Raw genomic sequence first — 23,880 nt, forward strand, 5'->3', positions numbered from 1 at the left:
ATTCTTGAATGAATGAAGCAGAAATATTTTTTCAGTCCAATCCATGGTTTATTTTCCTCATATCTTATCTCATTGGCTCGATCCCATTTGGTCTTTTGTTTACAAAGTTGGCCAAACTTGGTGATATAAGAACAATCGGCTCCGGCAATATTGGAGCAACAAATGTTTTACGAACAGGAAATAAAAAAGTTGCTGCTCTAACACTTCTTTGTGATATGTTGAAAGGAGCTATCGTTGTTTTTGTTATCAAGTTCTTTAGTGATCCGCTAGACAATAGCCTTCTTGTTTCTCTCGCAGGTTTTTTTGCTTTTTTAGGACATCTTTTTCCCATATGGCTTAAATTTAGGGGTGGCAAGGGTGTTGCGACCTATCTAGGCGTTTGCTTAGGAGTCTATTGGCCGGCAGCAATTATTTTTATGATTGTATGGAGTGCGATTTTTCTCCTCATGCGTTATTCTTCATTATCTGCGCTTGTTACCGTTACGGTCACACCAATATTTGTTTTTTATTTTTCTGATTCTTATTTCTGTTGTATGCTCATTACGATGAGCCTATTTGTTTTCATAAAACATTCTGCAAATATCAGTAGATTATTAATTGGGAAAGAAAGTAAGATTGGTACGCAAAACGGAGATAAATGAAGGAATCCTGCTTACTGATCGTCAACGTTTAAGCTGGTTACGGTTATTACGCAGTGAAAATATTGGAGCTGTTAGTTTTCGCAATCTCATTGATCATTATAAAACAGCAGAAAACGCTTTAGCAGCGTTGCCAGAGCTTAGCAGAAAAGGGGGTGGTTCTGCATCTATTAAAATAGCCAGCTTAGAAGATGTAGAAAAAGAAATACAAGAAGCTGAAAGATTAGGTATTCGGTTTATCGGTATGGGGGAACCAGATTATCCAGCTTTTCTGAAAGTTACAGAATCCCCTCCGCCACTGATTGCGATCAAAGGTAATGTTTCAATTTTTCAAAAAACTTCTATTGGAATTATCGGCTCTCGAAATGCTTCAGCTGCTGGAAAAAAACTTACGGTCCAATTTGCGCATTTTCTTGGAGACGCAGGTTTTGTAATAATTTCTGGGCTCGCTCGTGGAATTGATAGCGTTGCACATCAAGCAAGTTTAAAAACAGGCACTATTGCCGTTATGGCTGGAGGGATTGATCATATCTATCCTCCTGAAAATAAAAAGTTATATGAAGATATTATTTTCAACGGTGGCGCCATTATCAGCGAAATGCCCATTTCCTGGAAGCCGCGCGCTGTCGATTTTCCCAGAAGAAACCGTATTATAGCAGCTTTATCACTTGGACTCTTGGTTGTTGAAGCTGCTTTGCGCTCAGGGTCCTTAATTACTGCACGTCAAGCCGCTGAAATGGGACGGTTGATTTTTGCCATTCCCGGTTCTCCACTTGATCCAAGATCTGTTGGTACAAATAATCTTATCAAGGACGGTGCTCTGCTCACCACACATCCTTCTGACATCATTGAAACACTTACGCCATTAATTTCATCGCCTCAAAATTCTCAACTCAATTTTTTTGAAGAATCACCCTCTTTACAACTTAAAAAGGAGAATTTTAATTCAACAGACGAAAAAAACTGTCACCCCTCTTTAACAGATGGTGATACAGCACGCGCAGCAATTCTCAGTGCTCTTTCAACAACGCCAATAGACATAGACACACTTAGTACCCATTCAGGTGTTTCACTCCCAACTCTCTATCTCTTTTTGATAGAACTAGAGCTGGCTGGAAAACTTATTCGATACTCTGATGGTTGTGTGTCATTGTCGAATCTTGATCTTCCCCAAGAACCTCAGCACTATTGATAATGCTTTGCCCTTCCTTGGCAACCATATCCAAAAGCAATGCTAAAAGCGGACTATGCGCCTGACGCGCCATCTGATTCATTTGCTTTGACATGTCTGTAATATATTGGATAACTTTCAAATGATTTATAAACATAATCCTCTATCCTTGAGCATTTCCCCTCCTACCTCTCAGTAGACGTTATCTTAGTATTTCGCCGTATGTTTTTGTAATAACAGTGGAAAATAAATCGTGTAATTCTATATAGGGTGCGTTTTAATAATAACAATCACAAGTTGTACAATATTCATGTTTTTTATATGGCTAATATTTTTTTTATGTGTTCTTAAGCAATTGCCATTAGCTATTCATGTGAAAGGCGTTTATAAAAAAATTTTTTATTTCAATATTCGGGTAAAATTATGAATATCGTTATCGTTGAATCTCCAGCAAAAGCAAAAACAATTAATAAATATCTTGGGTCTCAATATAAAGTTGTCGCATCATTTGGACATGTTCGTGATTTACCTGCAAAAGATGGCTCTGTTTTACCGGATCAAGATTTTTCGATGAAATGGGATATAGATTCTTCGGCTGCTAAACGTCTAAATGAAATAGCAAAAGCCGTTAAAGAAGCCGATAGCCTCATCTTAGCAACAGACCCTGATCGTGAAGGAGAGGCCATTTCATGGCATATTCTAGATGTTCTACGTCAAAAAAAAGTTTTAAAAGATAAACCTATTAAAAGAGTTGTCTTCAATGCTATCACCAAAAAGTCTGTGCTTGATGCTATGAACAATCCGCGTGATATTGATACATCACTTGTTGATGCTTATCTTGCACGTCGTGCTCTCGATTATCTTGTTGGTTTTACACTTTCACCGGTTTTATGGCGTAAACTCCCTGGTGCACGGTCTGCTGGGCGCGTTCAATCGGTTGCTTTGCGTATTATTTGTGACCGTGAATCAGAAATAGAACATTTTATTAAAGAAGATTATTGGTCTATTACAACACAGTTAAAAACCATTCGAAATGATCATTTCCAAGCAAGATTGACAATGTTTAATCAAAGGAAGATTGGTAAATTTGATATTCAATCTCAAGAACAAGCAGATCAAATTCGTCTTATGCTGGAGAAGGCCCAATATCAGACACTCAGTGTTGAAGCAAAACCTACAAAGAGAAATCCTTTTCCCCCCTTTACAACCTCTACACTACAACAAGCGGCTTCTTCAAAATTAGGTTTTTCAGCTTCTCGTACAATGCAAATTGCCCAAAAACTTTATGAAGGTGTTGAAATTAATGGTGAAATGGCAGGGCTTATTACGTATATGCGTACTGATGGTGTGCAAATAGCGCCAGAAGCCATTGATGCTGCAAGAAAAGTAATTCATGAATCTTTTGGAAAAGACTATATTCCTGAAAAACCGCGTTTTTATTCAACAAAGGCAAAAAATGCGCAGGAAGCACATGAAGCAATACGCCCAACAGATTTTCAACGGTCTCCCAACCTGGTCCGTAATTTTCTCGATAGCGATCAGGCAAAGCTCTATGAGCTGATATGGAAGCGCGCGGTTGCCAGCCAAATGCGTTCTGCTGAAATTGAACGTACAACCGTTGAAATTGAAGCCCTACAAGGAGAAGATCGTGCAAATCTTCGTGCAACAGGATCTGTTGTTCGTTTTGACGGTTTTCTTTCCGTCTATACGGATCAACGAGACGAAGAAAATAATGAAGAAAATGAATCAACACGTTTACCACAAATAAACACAGGTGAAGAACTTACAAAAGAAAAAGTTGAATCTGTACAACATACTACAGAGCCACCTTCCCGTTATTCGGAAGCTTCATTAATTAAAAAACTTGAAGAATTAGGAATTGGTCGTCCTTCAACTTATGCTTCCACATTGGCAACATTGTCTGATCGTGGATATATTGTCATTGATAAACGGAAGCTTATTCCTGATGCTAAGGGACGTATTGTTACAGCCTTTCTTGAAAATTTCTTTAATCGTTATGTAGAATATGGTTTCACAGCAGATCTTGAAGAAAAGCTGGATCTTATCTCTGATGGCAAACTTTCTTGGAAAGACGTATTACGCGATTTTTGGGATGGATTTAATGCATCTATTAGCAATATCCAAGAACTGCGTATCACCAATGTCCTTGATGCTTTAAATGTAACATTAGCTCCCCTCGCCTTTCCTGAACGTGGAGACGGAAGTGATGTACGTTCCTGTCCTCTTTGTAAAAATGGTCAATTATCATTAAAACTTGGTCGTTATGGTGCTTTTGTTGGCTGTTCCAATTACCCTGAGTGTAAATACACACGCCAACTTGGTAGCGACACAGGAGAAGAGAATGAAGCTGTTCGCAATGACGAACCTATTATGCTTGGTATTGACCCTGAAACAGAAAAAGAGATCTCTCTTCGCAATGGTCGCTTTGGTCCTTATATTCAATTGGGGGAAGGCAAAGAAGCCAAGCGTGTAGGACTACCAAAAGAATGGCAGACAGAAAATATAACCCTTGAAAAAGCATTGGCTTTACTCTCTCTTCCCCGTGAAATTGGCATTCATCCTGAAACGGGTAAAATGATTACGGCGACAATCGGACGCTATGGTCCCTATCTTAGTCATAATGGCAAATCGGCACGCCTTCTTCATGCAGATGACGTTTTTGATATTGGTATCAATCGCGCTGTTACAGTATTGGCAGAACAACAAGAAAATAAAACCAAGCAAAGCCGAACAACATCTGCAGCATTGGCAACATTAGGGGAACATCCAGAAGGAGGAACTGTCACCGTACGCGATGGACGTTATGGTCCTTATGTCAATTGGGGTAAAATTAATGCAACATTGCCAAAAGATAAAGATCCCATTAGTGTAACCCTTCCAGAGGCATTAGAACTTATATCGGCTAAAGCATCGCGTAAAAAGACAACGTCAAAAAGAACTTCTTCCAAAACAAAAGCAAAAACAAAAGAGACATAAATTTTGGCTAAAGGTGAAAAAAACGTAAAATGCCTCTCCTCACTTAAGGGGGAAAAATTACCCACTAAGGAAGAGATTCTTTCCTTTATCAATGAGAACCCTGATCGATCAAGTAAACGAGAAATCGCCAAAGCTTTTAACTTAAAAGGTGATTCTCGTATTTGGCTTAAAGATATATTACGTGCGTTAAAGGATCAAAATCTTATATCTAAACAGCGTAAAAGAGGAATAAATAAAGGAAAATTACCTCCTGTTGCTTTAGTAAAAATTAGCAAACGTGATAAAGATGGCAGTTTTATTGCCCAACCTCTTGAATGGGAAGATACGCCAAAGCCCAATATTGAAATACACTCTTTTCGTCACATAAAAGGAGGGAGCGTTGGCGTTGGAGATCATGTTCTTGTAAAGGTCTTTCGAAATAAAAATTCTCAAAATCTCTCTTATACGGGGCGAATTATTCGTAAGGTTGAAGTATCCCCAAAGAGTATATTGGGTGTGGTACGAGAGTTGGAAAATAATCAATGGCGTCTTGAGCCTATAGACCGCAAAGCCAATGAGCTCATGGTTGAAATATTTCCAGAAATGAAGATCAAAACGGGGGATCTCGTTGAAGTTGAAATAACAAAAAATACTGGTTATAGTTTTAAAAATGCGCAAATAAAAAATGTTTTAGGACATATTAAGAGTGAGAAAACACTCTCAATGATTGCTCTTCTCTCAAAGAGAATTCCTTATGTTTTTCCTGAAAGCGTTCTTGAGCAAGTCAAACATATTAAAGCTGCCAATATGAATAATCGCGAAGATTGGCGACAATTACCATTTATTACGATTGATCCACCAGATGCCAAGGACCATGATGATGCGGTCTATGCAAGCAAGGATAAAGATCCTGCAAATGATGGTGGCTGGATTATTATTGTGGCCATTGCCGATGTTTCTTACTATATCAAAACAGGAAGTGCTTTAGATAAAGAAGCATTAAAACGTGGAAATTCTGTTTATTTTCCGGATAGCGTTGTACCAATGCTGCCTGAACGCCTTTCTCATGATTTATGTTCTCTGCGTGAGGGAAAAGAAAGACCCGCTTTAGCTGTTCGTATGATTTTTGATGCAAATGGTCATAAACTAAAACATAGTTTTCATCGTATTATGATGCGTGTAAGCGCCAAACTCTCCTATCAAGAAGTGCAATTGGCAAGAAAAGGACATATCCATAAAAAAGTCGCGCCTCTGCTTGAGAATATTTTGCAACCCTTATGGGAAGCTTATGCATGCCTTAAGATTGCGCGGGATCATCGACAACCACTAGAATTAGAAATAGTAGAAAAAAAGATTATTCTTGATCAAAATGGATGTATCCAAGATGTTGTGAGTGAAGAACATTTAGAAGCCCATCGTTTGATTGAAGAGTTTATGATACAAGCCAATATTGCGGCTTCTGAAACATTAAAAAAACATCATCAGCCCCTCATTTATCGTATTCATGACAAACCCTCCCTTGCCAAGCAAGAAATATTGCGGAATTTTCTTCAAAGTTTAGGGATATCCCTCTCCAAAAGTGCAGAATTAACATCAGCACGCCTTAATAGAATTTTAGAAAAGGTTGCTCATACCGAACAGCAAGGACTGGTCAATCAAGTTATTTTGCGTTCTCAATCACAAGCAGAATACAATCCTAAAAATAGTGGCCATTTTGGTTTGAATTTGCAAAACTATACACATTTTACATCACCAATCCGTCGTTATGCTGATCTCATTATTCATCGTGCACTCATTAAAGCTCTCAAATTAGGCAATGATCAATTAACAGATACACAAGAACAAAATCTTGCAGAAATTGCTGCACAAATTTCTTTATACGAGCGGCGTGCAATGATGGCTGAAAGAGAAACCATTGATCGTCTTGTTGCTCATTATTTAACCAATAAAATCGGCCGTGTTTTTACAGGTCGCATCTCTGGCGTTATAAAAGCAGGTCTTTTTATTTCACTTGATAAACTCAATACAGATGGTTTTGTCCCTATTTCTACACTTAAAAATGATTATTATCATTTTGATGAAGCGCAACATATTCTTGTAGGACAACATAGCCATAAAGGCTATCAGCTCAGTGATATTGTAGAAGTAAAACTTATAACGGTACAACCTTTTGCTGGTGCTTTAAGCTTTGAACTCTTAACAGAGCCTCGTCCAATCAAATTTTCATCGACATCCTACCATAAAAACAAATTAAAAAAACAAAAGCATCGTTTTTATGGAAGAAGAAAATATTAATTAAACACAAAAAATATTTTTGCAATTTTCATGGTTTTATTTTTTTTAAATTAAGTTTTTTATTCCTTCTTAAAGGGCATAGTAATAATGAAATAACACTATAGAATGATTTAGAATAAGAAATTATTCTATAGTATGTTGTATTTATATTATTTTATATATACAATAGGCTTTCTTTAGCATATAAAGTCGTATATTTTATATCCATAATAACCGCATAACAGTCTTGCAAAGTTTTTTATATTCAATGAACTGAGAAAATCTGCAAAGATCATTTAACCTTTCTTTTCTCTTCATTGTTCGTATAAATAAAAGTACCTTAAGCTATTCTCATGAAAAAATTTTTAGCCCCTCAAAATAATTCTTTGCGTGCAATTATTGCCGCTATTGCAACTATTGGTATTGTTGGAATAGCATTGGGAATGGGAACACAACTTGTCTCTCTTCTTATGGCAGAGAAAGGATTTTCCAACACTACGATCGGTTATAGTGGAACAGTTGGTGGAATCGCCACAATTATTGCTGCTATTTTTACGTCGCGAATCGCCTTATATTTAGGCATTTCTCAAACAATATTGCTTATGATGGCGATAGGATCTTTAAGTTTTTTAGGGTTCTATTTTTTTGAATCCATATGGGTTTGGTTCACTTTAAGGTTTATATTACATTTTACAATGACAGTTATGTTTATCCTGTCAGAGTTTTGGATCAACAGTTATGCCTCCCCTAAAAAACGTGGTTTGATCCTTTCTATTTATGCTATTGTCTTAGGGTTAGGATTTGCGGTAGGTCCAACACTGCTGATAAAAGTAGGAACACAAGGATTTATTCCTTTTGGCATTGGTTATAGCCTTATTATATTAGCTGCTATTCCAATTCTTGCTGCTTGGAAATTAAGTCCAGAATTTCAAAAAAGCCAATATACGCCATTTTTTCGTTATCTTTTTCATGTTCCAAGCGCAATGATGGCAGTCCTTGTTTATGGTGCTATTCAAATGGGGGCATTGACTCTTATAACACCCTTTAGTTTATCCATTGGTTATGATGAGAATGAAGCAGCACATTTTATAGCAACGCTTGCACTTGGAAATGTCTTGCTCTTAATTCCTATCAGCATGATAAGTGATTATGCCAAAGATCGGCGCTATCCGCTGATCAGTTGCGCTATCTTAGGTTTTATGGGAACTTTTATGGTACCATGGATTATTCAATATCCATGGATTTTAATGATTGATCTATTCCTTCTTGGCGGCGTATCTGCAAGCCTTTATACAATTGGTCTTGCACATCTAGGTGCACGTCTCAAGGGACAAGAACTTGCTGCAGCTAATTCTGCTTTTATTTTTTGCTATGGAATTGGCATGCTCATTGGACCAACCTTTATTGGAAAATCCATGGATATCTTTAATCCTTTTGGTTTTTCAATCGCCATGGCTATTTTTTTCGGTTTATATGCCATCTTAGTGTTTGTCCAACTTATGAGAAAATTAATCAGCTCTTGACTTTTTCGAGAACATCCGTACTGTTGCCAAAAAATCTGATGATGTCGGAAATAGGTTTTGATAGCAATAATATTTTTTTCAGTATAAACAGGGTTCTTACATTATGGCTAAAGCAGCAACTATTAAGATTAAGCTTTTATCAACTGCAGATACTGGTTTTTTCTATGTAACCAAGAAAAACAGCCGTACAATGACAGATAAAATGAGCAAACGTAAATATGATCCAGTTGTAAAAAAGCATGTTGAATTTAAAGAAACAAAAATTAAATAAATGAGTCAATCATTATTGATAAGGTTTTATACTGCAAAAAAATGTGGGCTTATTGCTCTTCGAAATTATTTTCTGAAGGGGATATTAAAGGTTTGCTTTAAAATCTGTTATATTTTTAATTTGTATATTTTGTATGGCTGCAGCTTAAGTTGATTTATTATTTAAGCTGCTTACATATCGTAGTGTATGCATATTTGATTGTTGTGATTCTAATGAAAATTTTGTCATTAAAACGAGATGTTGTTTCGTCATGTGAATATAAAGTTTTTTGAAAGAATTATAAGCACTTAATAGAGTACGTTATAATGATAGTTGCAGTTTTTCTATTTCATGAAAAAGATCCTTTCTCATTTTTATCTAAGAAGCTTTAGAAAAATTATCGATTTTGGTCTTGTGATCGCTGCTGGCATATTTTTCATTATAGCAACTTATTTTAAGCAGCCCCAGACGTTTTCTCAAAAAGAAAAATTTTCTTCTCAAAATTCTGTTGAAGGAAAGGCATTGATCATTGATGGCGATTCTATCATGATTTCTTCCATTAAGATCCGATTGGTTGGAATCGATGCCCCTGAACTCCACCAATTGTGTGGAAAAAAGGAGGAACGCTACCCTTGCGGGCTTGAGGCAAAAAAATATTTAGAACAATTGGTAGAAAATCAATCTGTTACATGTCACTGGCATAAAACAGATAAATATCACCGTATCCTTGCAACATGTCAAACGAAGCACGTTAGCAATATCAATGCAGCGCTTGTACAGAATGGTTGGGCTGTAAGCTATTATGAATACCCTAAAGAGGAGCAAGAAGCCAGAAGGAAAAAAAGGGGCATATGGGCATCAAGTTTTCAACGACCAAAAGAATGGCGCAAAGCAAATCCTCGTATGGAATAAGAGAGAGACTCTTTATTTTTTAACGATGAAAAAATATAGCCAGCTCATTAAACTTGAAAAAAAAATCTATTCCTGTCGGGTTTGTATCGAACAACCCCATTATTTTCCCCCTCTTTCTCATGAACCAAATCCTGTTGTTTATTTATCTCATACGGCTTTAATTGCTATTGCAGGACAAGCACCGGGCTTGCGCGTTCATGAAACATCTATCCCTTTTAACGATCGCTCTGGCGAAAGATTACGGGATTGGCTTAACGTAACAAAAGAAGAATTTTATAATCGATCTCTCTTTGCAATTGTTCCTATGGGATTTTGTTTTCCAGGATATGATAAAAATAAAGCTGATTTGCCACCAAGACGTGAATGTCGAGAAATATGGCATGAAAAGATATTTCAAGCGATGCCGCAAATAAAACTTGTTCTTGCTATTGGCGGTTATGCGCAAAAGTGGCATATTACAGAATTAAAACATAAGACTGTTTCAGAAACCGTCAAAGACTGGAGGAATATCCTTTCCATACAGCAACCTAGAGGTTATAATGTTATGCCTTTGCCTCATCCATCATGGAGAAATACTTCTTGGCTACAGAAAAATCCATGGTTTAATGATGAACTTGTTGTATATCTGCGTCGTTTAGTTCGTAAATTTTTATAAATTAAAATGTTGAGAAAAAATATGGATCGTCTTGACCGAAAAATTTTACACCTTCTGCAAGAAAATGCCACGCTTTCTGTTGCTGATATTGCTAAAAAAGTGGGACTTTCGACCACACCTTGCTGGCGTAGAATTCAAAAACTTGAAGAAGATGGTGTTATTCAGCGTCGTGTTGCTGTTCTTTCTCCAGAAAAGGTCAATGCGCATGTCACGGTTTTTGTTTCTATTCGCACAAACACCCATAGTCATGAATGGTTTAAGCGTTTTTCAACAATTGTACAAGAATTTCGTGAAGTCATTGAATTTTATCGAATGAGTGGAGATATTGATTATTTATTGCGTGTTGTTGTTCCCGATATTGAAGCTTATGATCTTTTTTATAAAAAATTGATTTCTAAAATTGACATCCGTGATGTTTCATCCTCTTTTGCAATGGAACAGATTAAATATACAACAGAACTTCCACTTAATTATATAAAATTACACGAAAAGGCGAATGAACAAAACTCTTAAGAGCTTTTTATATCCTTCTCATCATTCTTTTAGCTATTCAAACTTTCTTGTTCCAAAACTCCCATTTGCGCATGTGTTAAAACAGCAGCTTTAACGATACCAGCAGCCATAGCAGCTCCTGCCCCTTCACCAAGACCTATCTCCAAATCTAGAAGAGGTTTTTTACCAATTGTTTTCAAAAGTTTACGATGAGCTGTCTTAGAAGAAACGTGTCCAACAAGGGTATGTTCAAGCGCTCTTGGATGCATTTTATAAAGGATAGCAGCAGCAGCAGTTGCCACAAAACCATCTAAAATAACGGGGATTTTTTCCATTCTTGCTGCTAAAATAGCCCCAACCATAGCAGCAATTTCACGTCCTCCTAAGCGCCGCATTATCTCAAAGGGATCATTAAAATGCTCCTTATGCAAAGCAATGGCTGTTTTAACTGCTGCTATTTTACGCTGATAAAAATCGCCATCAGCCCCCATATTATTTCCTATCCACTCTTCCACTTCTCCACCAAATAATGCAAAACATAAAGCTGAAGCTATTGTTGTATTTCCAACTCCCATTTCACCAATACATAAAAGATCTGTTCCACCAGCAATAGATTCCATACCAAATGCCATTGTAGCAGCCGCATTTCGTTCGTCCATTGCAGCATCCTTTGTAATATTCATTGTTGGATATTCCAGTGCTAAATCAAAAATTTTCAATCCAAGATCATAAGCTATACAAATTTGGTTGATAGCAGCACCACCAGATGCAAAATTTTCTACCATCTTTTGTGTCATAGATTGTGGAAACGGTGTAACATTTTCTTCTACGATACCATGGTTTCCAGAAAAAATAGCAACCAAAGGTCGCGTTACGATAGGTTTTTCTGTACCTCTCCACCCCGCATACCAAACAGCAATATCTCCTAGTTTTCCTAATGTTCCTCGTGCTTTTGTTAAATTTTCTTGCCGTTTTTTAGCCAAAATTATAGAAAACTCATCAGCAACAGGTAAATTTGTAAGCAAAGCACGAAAATCATCAAATGGACGAGCGGTCATGAAAATACCTTTTAAAATCTACAGTGTTTAATGAAAATCACGTCATATAGATAGGGTATGAATAATTTATTGCTTTTTAAAACACTGTTTAAAAAATAATAAATATTATAAAAGCAATGATTTTTATATTCTAGTTTCTACTCCAACAACAAACATGCAAAAAATATTATCAATATCTTATAACTATTTTTAATATCATATTCTTAAGCTATCCCTCTGTTTAATAGCTATATCAGCATGCCGTTTAATCTATAAGTTCTAACATTCATATTCATAATAAAAATAATAAACTTTCAAAAACTTATAAAATTGAAGTGATTAAAGTGCTAAGAATTTGAATTTTATAACATAATTATTTTTTTGGCTGTTCTTCAATGAGAGCGGAAAAAGCTTCTTTCAAAATAGATATATCTGCATTTGGTTTTGTCGCATCATTTGATAATATTTGCCGCCATCGACGTGCCCCACTACGCCCATGAAATAAACCAATCATGTGACGCGTCACATGAGAAAGTCGTCCTCCCGATGCAATATGACGAGCTGCATAATCACACATGGTTTCAATAAGATCACTCTCACTCAAATTATTTTGCGATTCACCATAGAGTTCAAAATCAATGTGTTTTAACAAAGTTGGATCATGATAAACTTGGCGACCAACCATGGCTGCATCACAGAAAGTCAAGTGCTCTTTGATTTCACCAATTGATTTAATTCCACCATTTATCCCAATGAATTTATGAGGATATTTACGTTTTAATTTATAAACTCTTTCATAATTAAGGGGCGGAATATTGCGATTTTCTTTCGGGCTCAATCCTTGTAGCCACGCTTTACGTGCATGAACCCAAAGAGCATCACACCCTGCATTCCAAACTTTATCCGCGAAAAGATCTAAAGCTAATTCTTCATCCTGTTCGTCTACCCCAAGCCGACATTTAACCGTTATAGGTATGGTAACGGCTTTTTTTATCGCTTCTACAGCATTTGCCACAATATCTGGCTGTAACATCAAACAAGCGCCAAATACGCCTGCTTGAACGCGATTTGATGGGCAACCAACATTGAGATTTATCTCATTATAACCAAAATCTTCAGCAATTCGTGCGGCCTTTGCCAATTTTTTGGGATCTGCTCCCCCTAATTGTAATGCAACAGGAGATTCTTCATGGCTAAAAGACAACAATTGTTCGCGAACACCATGAATGACAGAGTCTGCTACGACCATTTCCGTGTAAAGGAGTGCTTTTTTCGTTAAAAGACGATAAAAAAACCTGCAATGCTGGTCAGTCCAGTCCAACATTGGTGCTACTGCAAATTTTATAGGCGATGGAAGATGGTAAAATGTCATGAGGGTATTACTCTCATATCCCTCTCTCTTTACACATAGAAAAATATTTACTTTTTAGTTTATAGGAAGTTTTATTCTCTAAGACCACCATGAGCATAATAAAGCCCCTCTATTCAAATTCTTTATTCAAGTGATATAAAGGGTTATGATAATTAATCATACTAAACCACACTTTCATAGAGCTATGCTCAGATATATAAACATGAAAAAAGCAGATCTTTGTCTGTAATGTAAAAAAATTCACTTACAAGTTTTTTATGCCCATTAACCTTCTATCCTTAAACATTTTAGCATAGAGTTTAAAATCATAAACTAAAACATTACATAATTTTCCATGATAGGCTTAATTTTCTTTAGCCTTTTTCAATTCATTGTAAAAAAGATGTAACAAAAAGGCTTTTATTTCTCCTCTAATAAAAAGCAAAGCTTCCTTATTCCATGGGAATCAGATGATAAGTTATTTTTTCTCAATGCGTTTTTCTTGGGTGATATTTATTGGATTTTTCTTCATAGGATAGAGAAATTTCATTCTAAATATTCCATCTAATTTTGCTATTTTATGGTGGTTGAAAAAAACTAATTTGAAGATATAGACAATTATTACCTTTTAAACGTGTACAACTTGTATCAATATCTCCTGGAGAAAAATATTTCACAACATTGCAGATCAAGCCTGTAAGGCTAGATCACTCTAAAAATTTTCAATTTCCTTTTTGACTTTGCATATAGGAAGAAAGAGTATCAACTTCTTGCTGATTAAAGAAAAGTCCAAGTTTTGAACGACGCCATAACACATCTTCACATGTTTTAGCCCATTCCTTTTCCATCAACCACTTTACTTCTACTTCATAAAGCCCATGTCCAAAATCTTTTCCTCTATCCGCCTTACCATCTGCAAATATCACCAATGCTTCCGTACCATAGGAGCGAGCAAGTCTGCGATGTGTAAAAGCATCTAAATCTGCCATCAAAAAAGCAATCCTGTTTTCGATTGCATCTAATTGGTTATAAGGAAAATTACCTCCTGGAAGAACTGCATGAGCCGTCCATGATGCTCCTTTTTTGCCAAGCGCTTTTTCAACGAATTTCATCGCATCTTCAGCCAATTTACGATAAGTTGTGATTTTCCCACCATAAAGATTAAGAATCTTTGCTGTACTTCCTGTTCCCATTTCTTTTAATACATAATCACGTGTAATTTCTTGTACTTTTGAAGAACCATCATCATAGAGTGGACGGACTCCAGAGTAAGACCAGACAATAGTTTTAGGCGACACTGGTTGTATGAAATATTCACTAGCTGCAGCACAAATATAATCAATCTCTGTATCGGTAATATGAACGTCAGCTGGATTACCCTGATAGTTACAATCTGTTGTTCCAAGCAATGTAAACTTCTCTTGATACGGAATAGCAAATATAATACGCCCATCACCATTTTGAAAAATATAAGCACGATCATGCGTATAAAGCTTGGGAACCAAAATATGAGAACCTCTAACAAGCCGTACAGGTGGATGTTCTTTACAGTCTAATATGCTTGTCAAAACATGATCGATCCACGGTCCTGTCATATTTGCGACATAAGAGGCTGTGACACAATATTCTTCACCACTTAACTTATCTTGTAGAACAATACGCCACTTTTCATCTTCTTTTTTTAAAGAGAGGACTTCTGTCCGTACTTTTATATCAGCTCCCCATTTTTCGGCATCACGTGCATTGGCAATAACCAAACGGGCATCATCTACTCTGGCATCAGAATATTCAAAACCTCTCTGATATTCTTTCTTTAGTATAGAGCAAAACTTTTTTGAAAAATTAATCGTTTTACTACGCCACAATTTCTGATTCCATTTCCCTAAATAATCATAAATAAAAAGTCCAAAACGCAACATCCAAGCAGGGCGTAATTCTTTATGATAAGGAAGAAGAAAACGCAAAGGACGCACAATATGGGGCGCCATACGTAAAATAACCTCGCGTTCTTTCAGTGCTTCACGAACAAGTTTAAACTCATAGTGTTCAAGATAACGAAGACCACCATGAATAAGCTTTGTTGATGCACTTGATGTTCCTGATGCAAGATCATTCATTTCAGCTAATCCTACTTTAAAGCCGCGCCCAGCTGCATCTCTTGCCAATCCACATCCGTTTATCCCTCCCCCAATGATAAACAACTCATAATGCGTTGTGGTTTTCATAATTTTACTTTTCATTATTTAATTTTGTTTCACACTACTCAATAAGGTAACAGCAAAAAATCAATACAAGTGTTTTTCATTGTACTATCAACCTGCTTTTTTCCACAATAAATACGTATAAAAAGCTTTTTGACACACTTTTATCAAAACAACATTTGACAAATTAACTAAAGAGTTCCCTCTCTCCTTTAGAGATCATAATTCTTGCAAATGCGTATCATTATGAAAGCTTTTAGAGAAAAATTGATGTTTTCTTTCATTCTGAATAGATACTATAGCTAAATGCTTTATTGCACTTAGATAATGCTTTTCATATAGTTCACTTAAAATAACACAATAGAAAATATGAAGGGATACAGATGATTCATCAACCTCAAAACTCGAAATTAAAACTTATTTCAAAAATTTTAGTCCCTGTTATATTGAATATTTTAATCTTTTCACCTTCTTTATCAAAGACAACATCACATCCTCAAACAGCAAATCATTTAAACTTAGAAAAGTTTAAAACACAACTTTTGGAAGATTCTAGCTTTTTATCTAAGCTTAAGGAAAAAATGACACCCAATACTAACGCTCATTATATTCAACAAATTATCAGAGAGTATCTTCTTACTCATCCAGAAATTATGATTGAAATGCAGCTTATCCTTCAAGATAAACTGGAAAAACAGAATGAATACGAAAAACAAAGACAAAGCTCTGTTATTCATTCATTAAACAGGGAAATTTTTCACTCCTCTCATGATGCAATTTTGGGAAATCGAAATGGTAAAAAAGTACTTGTTGATTTTTTTGATTATAACTGTCACTTTTGCAAAAGTTCCTATTCATATATAGAAAACTTGATAAAAGAATATCCAGATCTACGCATTATTATCAAGGACTTACCGATTTTAGGACCTGATTCCATGGCGGCTCATACCATTGCTTACGCATTTCGAAAGCAATTTCCAGAAAAATATCCACAGTTTCACAAAGCGCTCTTAATGGATCAGGGACGCGCGAATGAAGCGAAAGCTATAAAAATAGCTGTTTCATTAGGAGCGGATGAAAAAAAACTCCGTAATGCAATAAAAGATCCTAATTTACAAAACGCCTTTAAAGAAAATATTCAAATTGCCTCTACACTTCATATCACGGGAACCCCTTCGTACATCATTGGTAATAAAGTATTCATCGGCGCAGCCGGACCGGATATTCTAAAACAAGCGATAGACAATATACAGTGAGTATCAGTTTTATTATTTAATCCGTTTTAGGAAGAATACTGTAAATGGAGTGATTTTAGGCTTTCTCTTTTTTGACAACAGGCTTATAAGTGCAATTTTGCATGAAGCAGATACGAATTTAAAATTGCAAAGTATAATGACTTAAAGGAAATAAATATCTAAAGCCTCAAAAGATATTATCCTTAAATCTAGAGATATTCGGTCATAAAATGAGATAATGACGATCTTTACTGATCAAGGAGTTAGAAATAAAATGGCAACTAAAAAAATAGATTCGGAAAAATATACCGCAATTGATACGAAAATTATTCGTGATCTTGCTGAAATTTTGAATGATACGAATTTAACGAATATTGAAGTTGAACAAGGGGAGCTTCGTATTTGTGTTTCACGCCAAAATACCTCAACTTTTTCCGAACAAGCAGTCTATACCCCTGTTTCTACTCCTAGTTTTTCTGTAACATCTTCTCCAGTTACTACAACTGAAACTCCCATACAACCTCCTCAAGAAGATAAATCAAAAAATACAATAACTTCTCCAATGGTTGGAACAGCTTATCTTGCTCCTTCACCAGGTGCACGACCGTTTGTAGAAGTAGGTCAAAATGTTTCTGAAGGAGAAACATTACTGATCATTGAAGCTATGAAAACAATGAATCAAATTTCATCACCACGCTCAGGCACGGTAACGACTGTTCTTGTCAAAGATGGTCAACCCGTTGAGTTTGGTGAACCACTTATTATTGTTGAATAAAGCGAGGGGCAACCATGATTCGAAAAATCCTCATTGCTAATCGGGGAGAAATTGCTCTTCGTGTTTTACGTGCCTGTAAAGAACTTGGCATAAAAACCGTAGCTGTTCACTCTACTGCTGATGCCGATGCAATGCATGTTCGTCTTGCTGACGAAAGTGTTTGTATTGGCCCTCCTCCTGCTCGTGATTCTTATTTGAGTATTCAGCAAATTATTGCTGCATGTGAAATTACAGGAGCTGATGCAGTTCATCCAGGTTATGGCTTTCTTTCTGAAAATGCAAAGTTTGCAGATGTTTTAGAAGCCCATGATATTACATTCATCGGTCCAACAGCTGCTCATATACGAATCATGGGCGATAAAATCGAAGCTAAAAAAACTGCTAAAAACCTTGGTATTCCTGTCGTTCCTGGTTCAGATGGTGCTGTTACTGAAGAATCAGATGCTTTGCGCACTGCTCGTGAAATTGGTTACCCCGTTATTATCAAAGCTTCTGCCGGAGGTGGGGGGCGTGGTATGAAAGTCGTTCATTCTGAAGAAGAATTTTTTATAGCTCTCAAAACAACGCGTTCAGAAGCAAAAGCAGCTTTTGGTGATGACGCTGTTTATATAGAGAAATATTTAGAAAAACCCCGTCATATTGAAGTTCAAGTCATAGGTGATGGTGCGGGAAATGCTATTCATTTAGGAGAACGGGATTGTTCTCTGCAACGACGGCATCAAAAAGTATGGGAAGAAGCGACGTCACCTGCTCTTAATGAGACTCAACGGGAAAAAATTGGCAGTATTGTTGCAAATGCCTGTGCTGAACTTGGATACCGTGGAGCTGGGACTATTGAATTTCTTTATGAAAATGGTGAATTTTATTTCATTGAAATGAATACGCGTTTACAAGTCGAACATCCTGTAACTGAAGCAATTACAGGTATAGATTTAGTTCATGAACAAATTCATATTGCATCAGGTTGCAAACTTTCAGTGACACAAGATGATGTTTGTTTCTCCGGTCACGCCATTGAATGCCGTATTAATGCAGAAGATCCTATTAACTTTACGCCATCACCTGGAATCATTACACATTTTCATACCCCTGGTGGTTTAGGAATTCGCGTTGATTCAGGTGCTTATTCAGGTTACCGTATTCCTCCTTATTATGATAGCATGATTGGAAAGCTAATTGTTCATGGGCGTACTCGTCGGGAATGTATGATGCGTTTACGGCGTGCTTTAGATGAGTTTGTTGTCGATGGAATAAAAACGACACTTCCTCTCTTTCGCGACCTTATTAATAATCAAGATATTTCTGATGGTAATTATAATATTCACTGGCTAGAAAAATACCTCGCCCACCAATCAATACCTTCAGATTCGTAATTCAATAGTGAATTTTAGTGAACTTTCATCAAAGATTCTATTAAGATATCAACATAAGGATAGTTTCAACGTTGCTATAAACATTTTTAAAAGAAAGGAACTGATTATTTTTTATTTGTTATATAATTTTCTTTTAATATTTATAAAAATTGATAAATTTCTGTTTTCCTTTTCGTGAGTTTGTGCTAACTCCTACATGGTTATGCCCTTATAGCTCAGTTGGTAGAGCACCTGATTTGTAATCAGGGGGTCGGGAGTTCGAGTCTCTCTGGGGGCACCGTGCTCTTTTATATGTCCTATAACTTATTGATTTTATATACGTTTTAATGGGTTAGGGATTTCCGAATAAAAGTAAGGGAATAGGATTTCGCAACGTGCCTTTATAGGATGCCTGTTTTTCTACCTAATTTCTCCAATAATTTTTTTAATCTTGCTATATCTTGTTGCGGAAAATTATCTAAATTTCTAACAAACATGCCAACAGCTTTACGTCTAAATGAATCAGAAGCTTTTATTGTAAAACTCCTTCGACATGCGTAGGATTCTTTTCTTAACAGTGAAGCCGTAGCTTTATCTAAATCATAAAGATCTATGATCTTTTCTTCCATACCAACCGGTACCGACCTTTTACCAATCTCAACAGAAGATAAAAATGATACAGATACGTCTAATTTCTCAGCCATATCTAAGAGACGTTCTGAGTGATCAAGGCGAAGTTTACGTAAGATTTTACCAAAAGATGTAAGCATATAAAAAGCCCTGTTAGAGAAGAAATATTTCTTCTGATTCTAGTAAATCTTTTCAAAACTTTCTTTAATTATTGCGAATCAAAACTTCTTTTTGGACTGTTTTTTTAATGATTTTAAAAAGAGATTAGGGATATCTAATTCTTTGAGAACCACTGTTTTAAATATGCAAAAACATTACCTATTCATCCATAAGAGGTGCAAAATCAAGAATCAATAAAAAGATGAAAAATGCTATCCTGACTATCAAACGTATCAATAATAACACCTTCATATTTAAAACGTCTCAAGGCACTGATCTCGAAATTGAGTTGAATGAATTCAAATAATGCATTTTCTAAAATCAAAACATATTAAAACGCTTGGTAGCTTTATAAATACAATCAAAAGTAAATGTGTATTAAGTGAATATCTATAAAAAACCGTTTTTTAAATTTACGAGTATCGATTTTTTAAAAGCAGCTTTTCATAAGACGAATAAACAAATGATAACTAAGTTATAACTATTATAAAAAGAAGTTTTAAACATTTCTTATAATCATCTCATTTTATGTTTCAAACGTTTAAACGTTCATTTAGAGAGATTCCTATAAGCGTATTTTCATTTTGTACTCAAACGTAACTTCTTTACAAATTAGCCGGCTCAATTTTGAGTTGGCAATATTATTAACCAGCTCAAATTCGATCTCGTTAACTTTAGAATCAATCATGCTTTAAACAGCGGCGCTTTTGAATCAAAATTGAGTAAACTCCCATGTCTAGATGTTACAATGGTTTTGTATTTTGCTTGCTTATCTTTGTATCAATAGGTGCCTCCAAATTTGGATTGACTCCATTTGGTTTTGTATTTTTGAACGATAACCTTTAAAACGTTGGTTGCTCACTTGCTTGCATTATATCATTAAAAACTTTTGATTTCATATAACATAACATTGCGAATTTCATACTTGTTGTGATGAAAGTATCTGTATAATGCTTGCCTATCATTTACTAATTTTTAATAAGCACTTTAAGTGATATTGAAATCCTTTTATGCACCCTTAATGAATTAAAAGCTTATAAAAATTTCAAACAATTATTCCTTTTAAGGTTTCGCTCAAAAAGGAAGAAAACTTATAGCATTCTTTAAACCATACAATTTATATTATAGATAATTCTAAACGATTAAATTTTAACAATGTGATTTGTGAGTAATAAAAACGTATCATAAAATTTATGAATTGTTATGAATGATAGCTGCTTTTCATTTCATTTAAATGACACACGCATTATAATATTTATATCATGATTTGCTTTTTATGGTCTGTTTATAGATGGCAATTGTTTATAAAAAATGATCAAATGAATCATGCATAAAAATGTAGATTCTTAAATGGATTTATATAGAATAATTTCACACAACCTATTGAATTTATTAGTTTTTATGCTTAACATGATGTAGATTATCAAACTATCTTTAAATTTTAGATTCTTGTGCAACCTTTTCTACTGCTTTGGCTTTACTCTTTGCCTATTTTTTACTAAACAATGCAGTTTCTGCCTTTGCTTTAACTTCATTGGCTGTTCGAGATACCTTTAACGATCGTATTGAACTTGCTCAGCTTTTACTGTTACATCGTACGCCACACTTTTTTGCTTCTAAGGCTATCGACTTCTTAAGTAACAAAATTTTAAAAATTAACTTTTTAAAAAAGCTGACAAAGTAATCTATTGGCTCAGTTGAGTGTAGATAAAAAACATAAATCAGACAATAAAAATAGTTCTTATAATACCTTTTTAAATAAAATAGAACTCCATTAATAAGTAAAAAAAAGATATTCTTCTATAATCTTGTATCTAGTAAAATCTATTGATATTGTTAGGCATTTAGCATGAATGCGCTTAATTGAGCGTACAAATCACCATCAAATAACGCTTAATATTTATATGATTAGGATGTATCATAAGCAATAATTCACAAAAACTTCTAAAAAATGATAACGAGTAGATTCTTTTCAATCTAGCTTGTTCAATCTTTGGAGAATAACAATCAATCAATGCCATCAGCTATTTTTTAGCGTAATCTTTATTTATTGCAATTTCTTTTCTTTAAATTATAAATTTTAAGGGCATAGAAACAAATCACAAGCCAAGAAATCCAACTAACACCGACAATTAAAACGGGGCGCGTCTCATCAAAGTACCATAAGAGAATAAAAATAAAAACCATAAATAAAATAGAAAAAATCGATCCTATTGGCCAAAATGGAATTGGAAATTTTAAACCATGCTGCGCTTCTTTAGGCATCTTAGTTCGCATAAAAACTTGCGAAAGTAGAATCATCATCCAAACAAAAACAGTCGCAAATGTTGCCATTGCTGCAATAAGAAAAAAAAGCTTTTCATGATAAAAATAATTAAGGACAGCACCAAGAAGAAAAATAGCGAAGATCATCAAAATAATAAAAACTGGTATACCGTTTTTTGATAAATATTGAAACTTCTTTAAAGCATAACCTTCCTGCGATAAACCATGTATCATACGACAAGCGCCATACATTCCACTATTCATTGCTGAAATAGCCGCTGTAACAACAACAATATTTAAAATATTTGCCGCATATGAAATCCCAAGATTTTCAAAAATAGATACAAAAGGACTATCCATAAGACCAATTTCATTCCAAGGATAAAGAGACATTAAAATAGCTAACGTCATGATGTAAAAAAGCAAAATACGAACTGGAGTAGAATTAATTGCCTTTGAAATCGTTTGATGAGGATTTTGAACTTCCATGACTGCCATGCCAATGATTTCTATACCACCAAAAGCAAAGACAACAACACTAAAGCAAGCTAAAAAACCAAACCAACCATTGGGAAAAATACCACCATTGTTCCATAAATTATGAACCGTAACAGTAGAAGAATGAGTACCTTCACCCCACCCCAAGAAAATAATAACTATCCCTAAAATAATCATAGCAATGATAGCAATAACTTTAATAGAAGATAGCCAAAACTCTAGTTCACCATAAACTTCTACAGCAGCTAAATTAATAGCTGTGATGATTAATGTAATACTAAGTGCCCATACCCAAGGAGCAACATCAGGATACCAAAAGCCCATATAAGTAGCAAAAGCTGTAATATCAGCCAAACCAACAAGAATCATTTCAAATACATATGTCCATCCCGTTAAAAAACCTGCTAATGGCGATATGTAATTGGCCGCATAACGAGCAAAAGAACCAGGCAATGGATTATGAAGAATCATCTCTCCTAAAGCTCGCATAACCATAAAAATAGCTAAACCAGCAATACAATAGGCAATTAAAACACTGGGGCCTGCAAGCTTAATTGCCTGCGCTGACCCATAAAAAAGACCTGTTCCAATAGCAGAACCAAGAGCTAAAAAAATGACTTGGCGCTTACTCATCCCTCGTTTCAGTTCATTTATTGCCATTTCTTTCCTTCTTTATTGAAATGCTGACAAAATCCACACTACACTAACGACTTTATGATTAATAAAGTCTCATGTTTCTTTCACGAATAGATTTCAAAAAACATCGAAAATCAGCGGTCCAACGCTTTTCTCTAAACAATGAAAAATACTTTTATTGCGAATTATTCAGCTCTCATAGCCTGTAATTTCGTATTATTTTATTGAAATAAAGTGATAATGAATTTTTTTATAATTGTCATTTAATTCATTTCGTATTCTCTAGTTTTTTACAAAGAAAATTAGCCTTAATATAGTGTAAACTTTTAGGCTTCTATTTCGATGCACCGAAATAGAAGCCTAAAAATTCATAACTGGTGCATTAACTATGCCTAAATTAATCTTTAAGCAAAATTAATCTTTAAGCAAACTCTCTTTTAGGGCCCATAAAACAATTTTTTTAAGCCAATTGAATAACTCAATCAGTGATAATGTGAATCTCGCCAGTTTTCAAAGGTATGAGAAATTGTATCTACAGCCCATCTTTTAAGGGCTACAACGGCCCTAACGACAAGCTTTCCAATGAAAAAAAATATATGGTATAAATAGCATCTTTGATTGTTGGTCCGATAATAGCTCTCTCTTTTTCTCTGAAATTTTTCCCTGAGATAGCAATAAAACCTTTGTTTTTTACTAAAACAAGAGGCTCTTCCTCTTGAGCCACGATCATAATGAAAATTTCTTCTGGGAAGCTACCTCTCCTAAAATTTGCATGAACCTCAAGAGTTTGTGAAAACAAAAAAGAACTGTTATTAAAAAACATAATCTAGCACTTTTAAACATTTCTTTC

The 23,880-nt window shown here is 35.2% G+C and carries 19 protein-coding genes and 1 tRNA gene; 13 read left to right on the plus strand and 7 right to left on the minus strand.

Translation table 11 applies throughout. The annotated features are described in order from the left end of the window. Positions 1-8: 8 nt before the first annotated feature. Both plsY and dprA read left to right on the plus strand, forming a co-directional pair. The gene (gene plsY / locus FNZ60_RS06230; protein ID WP_142416788.1) at positions 9-641 is read left to right on the plus strand and encodes a glycerol-3-phosphate 1-O-acyltransferase PlsY; all 633 of its coding nucleotides are present in this window, start codon (positions 9-11) and stop codon (positions 639-641) included. Next, complete coding sequence (dprA, locus tag FNZ60_RS06235; RefSeq protein ID WP_142416789.1) at positions 598-1,830, plus strand: DNA-processing protein DprA; 1,233 nt, start codon at positions 598-600, stop codon at positions 1,828-1,830. The genes plsY and dprA overlap by 44 nt, the downstream gene beginning before the upstream one ends. On the opposite strand, the gene FNZ60_RS10175 is transcribed toward dprA, so the two are convergent. Then, complete coding sequence (locus tag FNZ60_RS10175) at positions 1,760-1,966, minus strand: hypothetical protein (RefSeq protein WP_142416790.1); 207 nt, start codon at positions 1,964-1,966, stop codon at positions 1,760-1,762. The two genes, dprA and FNZ60_RS10175, sit on opposite strands and share 71 nt — an antisense overlap. Positions 1,967-2,232: 266 nt before the next feature. Here FNZ60_RS10175 and topA point away from each other — a divergent pair, with 266 nt between their 5' ends. The 7 genes from topA to FNZ60_RS06275 all read left to right on the plus strand — a co-directional run bounded on the left by topA (position 2,233) and on the right by FNZ60_RS06275 (position 10,912). Further along, the gene (topA, locus tag FNZ60_RS06245; RefSeq protein WP_142416791.1) at positions 2,233-4,806 is read left to right on the plus strand and encodes a type I DNA topoisomerase; all 2,574 of its coding nucleotides are present in this window, start codon (positions 2,233-2,235) and stop codon (positions 4,804-4,806) included. A 3-nt stretch (positions 4,807-4,809) separates the two neighbouring features. Next, positions 4,810-7,080, plus strand: a complete 2,271-nt coding sequence (rnr, locus tag FNZ60_RS06250) for a ribonuclease R (protein ID WP_142416792.1) — start codon at positions 4,810-4,812, stop codon at positions 7,078-7,080. Between the two features lie 332 nt (positions 7,081-7,412). Further along, positions 7,413-8,582 (plus strand): MFS transporter, encoded by a 1,170-nt coding sequence (locus FNZ60_RS06255; protein ID WP_142416793.1) that lies wholly within the window; start codon positions 7,413-7,415, stop codon positions 8,580-8,582. A gap of 103 nt (positions 8,583-8,685) precedes the next feature. After that, complete coding sequence (gene rpmG / locus FNZ60_RS06260; RefSeq protein ID WP_004864083.1) at positions 8,686-8,853, plus strand: 50S ribosomal protein L33; 168 nt, start codon at positions 8,686-8,688, stop codon at positions 8,851-8,853. Between the two features lie 330 nt (positions 8,854-9,183). Beyond that, a complete protein-coding gene (locus FNZ60_RS06265) occupies positions 9,184-9,744 on the plus strand; it encodes a thermonuclease family protein (RefSeq protein WP_142416794.1) in 561 nt (186 codons plus the stop codon). A gap of 25 nt (positions 9,745-9,769) precedes the next feature. Then, positions 9,770-10,399, plus strand: a complete 630-nt coding sequence (locus FNZ60_RS06270; RefSeq protein ID WP_142416795.1) for a uracil-DNA glycosylase family protein — start codon at positions 9,770-9,772, stop codon at positions 10,397-10,399. 21 nt (positions 10,400-10,420) lie between these two features. Then, positions 10,421-10,912, plus strand: a complete 492-nt coding sequence (locus FNZ60_RS06275; RefSeq protein ID WP_142416796.1) for an Lrp/AsnC family transcriptional regulator — start codon at positions 10,421-10,423, stop codon at positions 10,910-10,912. A gap of 29 nt (positions 10,913-10,941) precedes the next feature. Here FNZ60_RS06275 and cobT read toward each other — a convergent pair whose 3' ends face one another. The 3 genes from cobT to glpD all read right to left on the minus strand — a co-directional run bounded on the left by cobT (position 10,942) and on the right by glpD (position 15,519). After that, a complete protein-coding gene (gene cobT, locus FNZ60_RS06280) occupies positions 10,942-11,949 on the minus strand; it encodes a nicotinate-nucleotide--dimethylbenzimidazole phosphoribosyltransferase (protein ID WP_142416797.1) in 1,008 nt (335 codons plus the stop codon). A 352-nt stretch (positions 11,950-12,301) separates the two neighbouring features. Beyond that, positions 12,302-13,300 carry a tRNA dihydrouridine(20/20a) synthase DusA gene (gene dusA, locus FNZ60_RS06285; protein ID WP_142416798.1) on the minus strand — a complete coding sequence of 333 codons (999 nt, stop codon included), beginning with the start codon at positions 13,298-13,300 and terminating at the stop codon, positions 12,302-12,304. A gap of 701 nt (positions 13,301-14,001) precedes the next feature. Then, positions 14,002-15,519 carry a glycerol-3-phosphate dehydrogenase gene (gene glpD / locus FNZ60_RS06290; RefSeq protein ID WP_246054729.1) on the minus strand — a complete coding sequence of 506 codons (1,518 nt, stop codon included), beginning with the start codon at positions 15,517-15,519 and terminating at the stop codon, positions 14,002-14,004. A gap of 344 nt (positions 15,520-15,863) precedes the next feature. Between glpD and FNZ60_RS06295 the strand changes: the two genes are divergently transcribed. From FNZ60_RS06295 to FNZ60_RS06310, 4 genes are all read left to right on the plus strand, one after another. Next, on the plus strand, positions 15,864-16,736 hold the full coding sequence (locus FNZ60_RS06295; RefSeq protein WP_142416800.1) for a DsbA family protein: 873 nt from the start codon (positions 15,864-15,866) through the stop codon (positions 16,734-16,736). Between the two features lie 253 nt (positions 16,737-16,989). Next, positions 16,990-17,490: an acetyl-CoA carboxylase biotin carboxyl carrier protein gene (gene accB / locus FNZ60_RS06300; protein ID WP_142416801.1), complete on the plus strand. Its 501-nt coding sequence runs from the start codon at positions 16,990-16,992 to the stop codon at positions 17,488-17,490. Between the two features lie 14 nt (positions 17,491-17,504). Beyond that, positions 17,505-18,863 carry an acetyl-CoA carboxylase biotin carboxylase subunit gene (gene accC, locus FNZ60_RS06305; protein ID WP_142416802.1) on the plus strand — a complete coding sequence of 453 codons (1,359 nt, stop codon included), beginning with the start codon at positions 17,505-17,507 and terminating at the stop codon, positions 18,861-18,863. A 204-nt stretch (positions 18,864-19,067) separates the two neighbouring features. Then, positions 19,068-19,140 (plus strand) — tRNA-Thr (locus FNZ60_RS06310). 103 nt (positions 19,141-19,243) lie between these two features. On the opposite strand, the gene FNZ60_RS06315 is transcribed toward FNZ60_RS06310, so the two are convergent. The 3 genes from FNZ60_RS06315 to FNZ60_RS09710 form a co-directional block, all read right to left on the minus strand. Beyond that, the gene (locus tag FNZ60_RS06315; protein WP_142416803.1) at positions 19,244-19,612 is read right to left on the minus strand and encodes a helix-turn-helix domain-containing protein; all 369 of its coding nucleotides are present in this window, start codon (positions 19,610-19,612) and stop codon (positions 19,244-19,246) included. A gap of 2,062 nt (positions 19,613-21,674) precedes the next feature. Beyond that, positions 21,675-23,054 carry an amino acid permease gene (locus FNZ60_RS06320; RefSeq protein WP_142416804.1) on the minus strand — a complete coding sequence of 460 codons (1,380 nt, stop codon included), beginning with the start codon at positions 23,052-23,054 and terminating at the stop codon, positions 21,675-21,677. Between the two features lie 529 nt (positions 23,055-23,583). Continuing rightward, positions 23,584-23,853 (minus strand): hypothetical protein, encoded by a 270-nt coding sequence (locus tag FNZ60_RS09710; RefSeq protein ID WP_246054730.1) that lies wholly within the window; start codon positions 23,851-23,853, stop codon positions 23,584-23,586. Between the last annotated feature and the right edge of the window lie 27 nt (positions 23,854-23,880).

Origin of the sequence: Bartonella massiliensis, assembly GCF_902150025.1 — a bacterium.
Taxonomy (GTDB): domain Bacteria; phylum Pseudomonadota; class Alphaproteobacteria; order Rhizobiales; family Rhizobiaceae; genus Bartonella; species Bartonella massiliensis.